The sequence below is a fragment of the Modestobacter excelsi genome, assembly GCF_005930495.1.
In the GTDB taxonomy this organism is placed as follows: domain Bacteria; phylum Actinomycetota; class Actinomycetes; order Mycobacteriales; family Geodermatophilaceae; genus Modestobacter; species Modestobacter excelsi.
Map to the genome: position 1 here is coordinate 1 of NZ_SJEX01000147.1, position 4,599 is coordinate 4,599.

Sequence of the window (4,599 nt, forward strand, 5' to 3'; positions counted from 1 at the left end):
GGACGGGCGCACCACCGCCGCTCCCGGTGTTCGTCGGGGCGGCGCTGGTCGGGTTGGCCGAGGTCGGCGCGGGCGCCGTGGTCTCGGTGGTGTCGGCCTCCTGGGGGGTGTAGGCCGCGCCGGTGACGTAGAGGGTCACCAGCGAGCCCGGGGTCAGCGAGCCCCGGGGCGGGTCGGCCGTGGCCACGGTGTCCTCGTCGAGGTCCTGGGTCACCGCCCGCAGCTGCTCGTCGGTGGCGTCGCCCTGCCGCACCTGCAGCCCGAGCGCCTCCAGCTCCTGCTGCACCCGGTCGGCGTCCTCCCCGACGTAGGAGGCCACGTCGAAGTCGATGCCACCGGAGGAGTTCGTGCTCGCGGTCGGCCGGCTGGTGGCGCTGGTGCCGGTCGAGGCGGCGCTGCCGCCGTCGCCCCGGTCCCCACCTGAGAGCGCCACGGCCACCCCGACGCCGACGAGCAGCAGCAGGGTCAGCGCAGCGGCGGCCCAGATCAGCTGGGTGCGCCGCCGCCGGCCGAGGTCGGCGGCGTCGGCGTCGGCGACCCAGGCCTCGTCGTCGTCGACCGGCGTGCCGTGCAGCGGGGGCATCGTGCGCGGCGAGGTGGACGGCGCGCCGCCGGAGGTGACCGCGCCGGCCGGGATCATCGCTGTGGCGGCGTCGTCGCTGCTCAGCACCGTGGTCATCGCCGTCGGCGGCGGCACGGCGCCGCCGGCCGCCACCTGGCGGACGGCGAGGGCGAAGGCCCCGCCGTCGGGGAACCGGCCCGCCGGGTCCTTGGTCAGTGCCCGCTCGATGAGCGCCTTCACCTGCCGGGGGACGTCGGCTGGCATGGGCGGTGGCGGCCGGTTGATCTGCGCCAGCGCGATCGCCACCTGGGACTCGCCGTCGAAGGGCCGCACCCCGACGACGCACTCGTAGCCCAGGACGCCGAGGGAGTACACGTCGGACGCCGCGGTGACCACGTGCCCCTGGGCCTGCTCCGGGGAGAGGTACTGGGCGGTGCCCACGACCATGCCGGTGCGGGTCAGCGGTGCGGCGTCGCGGGCGTAGGCGATGCCGAAGTCGGTCAGCTTCACCACGCCGTCCGGACGGACGAGCAGGTTCCCGGGCTTGATGTCGCGGTGGACCATCCCGGCGGCGTGCGCGGCGGAGAGGCCGTCGCCGGCCTGGCCGAGGACGTCGAGGGTCTGCTGGGCGGTCAGCCGGCCGCGCTCGGCCAGGATGGTGACCAGCGGCTTGCCCTCGACGAACTCCATGATGAGGTAGGCCAGCCGCTGGCCGTCCTCGGTCGTCTCGCCGTAGTCGTAGACCGACGCGATGTTCGGGTGCGACAGCGCCGCGGTGTGCCGGGCCTCGTTCCGGAAGCGGATGAGGAAGCTGGAGTCGCCGGTGTACTCGCTGCGCAGCACCTTGACCGCGATCGTGCGGCCCAGGGTGCGGTCCCGGCCCTTCCAGACCTCGCCCATGCCGCCGGTGGCGATGGGTGCGGTGATCTCGTACCGGCCGGCCAGCAGGCTGCCCACGCGGACGGCCATCAGCCCCCGGCTCCCTGGCCGTCGAGGTAGGCCTGGATGACGGCCTTGGCGATCGGTGCCGAGACGTCCCCGCCGGTGCCGGCGCCCTCGGTGCCGCTCTGCCCGCCGTTCTTGATGAAGACGGCAACGGCGATCTTCGGGTCGTCGGCCGGCGCGAAGCCGGTGAACCAGGTGTGCGGCGCGGCGTCGTCGCCACTGGTGCCCACCTCCGCCGTCCCGGTCTTGCCGGCGACCTGGACGCCGTCGATCCGGGCCTTCCGGCCGGTGCCGTTGGTCACGACGCTGGTCATCATCTTCGTGAGCTCGTCGGCGACGTCGGCGGAGATCGGCGTGCTCATCTCCTCCGGGTCGGTCTGGTCGACCACCGAGAGGTCCGGGGCCTGGATCGACGTGACCAGGTGGGGCTTCATCAGCGAGCCCTTGTTCGCGATCGCGGCGGAGATCATCGCCGCCTCCAGCGGGGTGAGCTGCACGTCCCGCTGGCCGATCGAGCTCTGCGCCAGGGCGGCGTCGTCCTCGATGTCGCCCAGCGTGCTGCCGCTCACCGGCAGCGGGACGTCGAAGCCCTCGTCGTCGATGCCGAAGGCCTCGGCCATGTCCCGCAGCCGGTCCTCGCCCAGCTTCACGCCCAGCTCGGCGAAGGCGGTGTTGCAGGAGATGGTGAGCGCGTCGATCAGCGACTGGTCGGCGCCGCCGTTGCAGCTCTCGCCGTTGTAGTTCTCCAGCTCGTTGCTGCTGTTGGGCAGGGTGTACAGGTCCGGCGCCGGGACGGTGGTGTCCGGCGTGTAGTCGCCGGAGCTCAGCGCCGCGGCGGCGACGACCAGCTTGAAGATCGAGCCGGGGGAGTACCGCTCGTCGATCGCCTGGTTGGTCAGCGGGTCGGCCTCCCCGGAACCGGCCGCGGGCTGGATCTGGTCGGCGTAGGCGCGCATCGCGGCGGGGTCGTGGCTGGAGAGCTGGTTGGGGTCGTAGGTCGGCGTGCTCGCCATGCCCAGGATCGCGCCGGTGGACGGGTCGATGGCGACGACGGCGCCGGTGACGCCCTCGAGGCCGTCCATGGCCGCCTCCTGCACCGCGGGGTCCAGGGTCAGCTCGACGTTGCCGCCGGAGGGGTCCCGGCCGGTGAGGATGTCGCCGAGCCGGCGCAGCGCGAGCCGGTCGTCGGTGCCGGCGAGCACGTCGTTCTCGGCCCGCTCCATCCCGGTGTTGCCGAACACGACGGAGTAGTAGCCGGTCACCGCCGCGTACAGCGGGCCCTGCGGGTACTGCCGCAGGTAGTCCAGCGCCTCCCCGGTCGACACCGAGGAGGCGACCTCGTTGCCGGCGACGACGATCGCGCCGCGTTCCCGGTCGTACTCCTCGGTGAGCACCCGGGTGTTGCGGGGGTTCTCCCGCAGCGACTGGGCGCGCACCACCTGGATGATGTTGACGTTGACGATCAGCAGGGTGAACAGCACCAGCACGCTGATGGCGACCTTGCGCAGCGGGGCGTTCACGGTCGCACGACCTCGGTGGGCGCGTCGGTCAGCTTCGGCGGGGTGGCCGGCGGGGGCGCGACCGGCCGGCGGGCGGCGTCGCTGATCCGGACGAGCAGTGCGACCAGACCGAAGTTGGCGACCAGCGACGAGCCTCCGTAGGCGAGGAACGGGGTGGTGAGGCCGGTCAGCGGGAGCAGCCCGGTGACCCCACCGAGGACGACGAACACCTGCCAGGCGACGGCGAAGGACAGGCCCGCGGCCAGCAGCTTGCCGAAGCCGTCGCGGACGACCAGCGAGGTGCGCAGGCCGCGCTCGACCAGCACCAGGTACAGCACGATCACCGCGACCAGGCCGAAGAGCCCGAGCTCCTCCCCGATCGCGGAGGCGATGAAGTCGCTCTTGGCCACCGGCACCTGGTCGGGGCGGCCGCCGCCCAGGCCCGCGCCGAACAGCCCGCCGGTGCCGAGGCTGAACAGCGACTGGACGATCTGGTAGCCGCCGGTGTCGACGTAGGCGAAGGGGTCCAGCCAGGTGTCCACGCGCACCCGCACGTGCCCGAACACCTGGTAGGCCACGAACGCGCCACCGGAGAACAGGATGACGCCGATGACCAGCCAGCTGGCGCGCTCGGTGGCGACGTAGAGCATCACCACGAAGATGCCGAACAGCAGCAGCGAGCTGCCCAGGTCGCGCTCGAAGACGAGCACCAGGATCGAGGCCACCCAGGCCAGCAGCACCGGGCCCAGGTCGCGGCCGCGGGGCAGCTCCAGGCCGGCGACCTTGCGGCTGGCCAGCGCGAGCACGTCCCGCTTGTCGACCAGGTAGGCGGCGAAGAAGACGACCAGGCAGATCTTGGCGAACTCACCGGGCTGGATGGAGAAGCCGGCCACCCGGATCCACAGCTTGGCCCCGTTGATCTCCGAGTTGGGCAGCAGCGCCGGGATGGCCAGCAGCACCAGGCCGACCAGGGCGAGGGTGTAGGCGGAGCGGGCGAGCACCCGGTGGTCGCGGACGGCCACGACGACGGCGACGAACAGCGCCAGCCCGACGGTGGCCCACAGCAGCTGGACCGGGGCGTCCTCGCCGGAGCTGTTGCCGCCGAGCTGGTCCGCGGCGATGTCCAGCCGGTGGATCATCGTCAGCCCCAGGCCCATCAGCACGGCCACGCAGGGCAGCAGCAGCGGGTCGGCGTAGGGGGCGAACCTGCGGACGACGAGGTGGGCGACGACCCACAGCGCGGTGAACCAGGTGCCGAAGGTGGCCAGCTCGGGGCTGAGCGAGTCGGTGACGGTCAGGTCGACGATGCACTGCGCGGCCAGCGTGATGACCACGGCGAACGCCAGCAGCAGGAGCTCGGTGCCACGCCGCGTCGGCGTCGGGTCGGCGCCGGCGGCGGCGACCCGCGGATCGGTCCCCGGACCGGTCACGAGGGGGTCCCGGGAGGTGTCAGGCGGGCCACTCAGTCCGCCTCCCGGCAGTCCACTCCCGGCGTCCCGGAGCGGGACGGCCCCGTGCTCGTCGCCGAGCTCGTCGTCGTGGTCGGGGACGGCGTCAGCGCGGGGGCGGTGGGGGCGGCGCTCACCGCCGGGT

Annotated in this window: 3 protein-coding genes; all 3 read right to left on the minus strand. The window is 73.2% G+C overall.

The window, feature by feature from the left end; translation table 11 throughout:
* On the minus strand, positions 1-1,531 hold a 1,531-nt coding region (locus tag FHL80_RS24875), incomplete at its 3' end, for a serine/threonine-protein kinase (RefSeq protein ID WP_138736004.1).
* On the minus strand, positions 1,531-3,027 hold the full coding sequence (locus tag FHL80_RS24880; RefSeq protein ID WP_138736005.1) for a peptidoglycan D,D-transpeptidase FtsI family protein: 1,497 nt from the start codon (positions 3,025-3,027) through the stop codon (positions 1,531-1,533). The genes FHL80_RS24880 and FHL80_RS24875, both read right to left, overlap by 1 nt.
* A complete protein-coding gene (locus FHL80_RS24885; protein ID WP_138736006.1) occupies positions 3,024-4,436 on the minus strand; it encodes an FtsW/RodA/SpoVE family cell cycle protein in 1,413 nt (470 codons plus the stop codon). Before FHL80_RS24885 ends, FHL80_RS24880 begins: the two co-directional genes overlap by 4 nt.
* Positions 4,437-4,599: the final 163 nt, after the last annotated feature.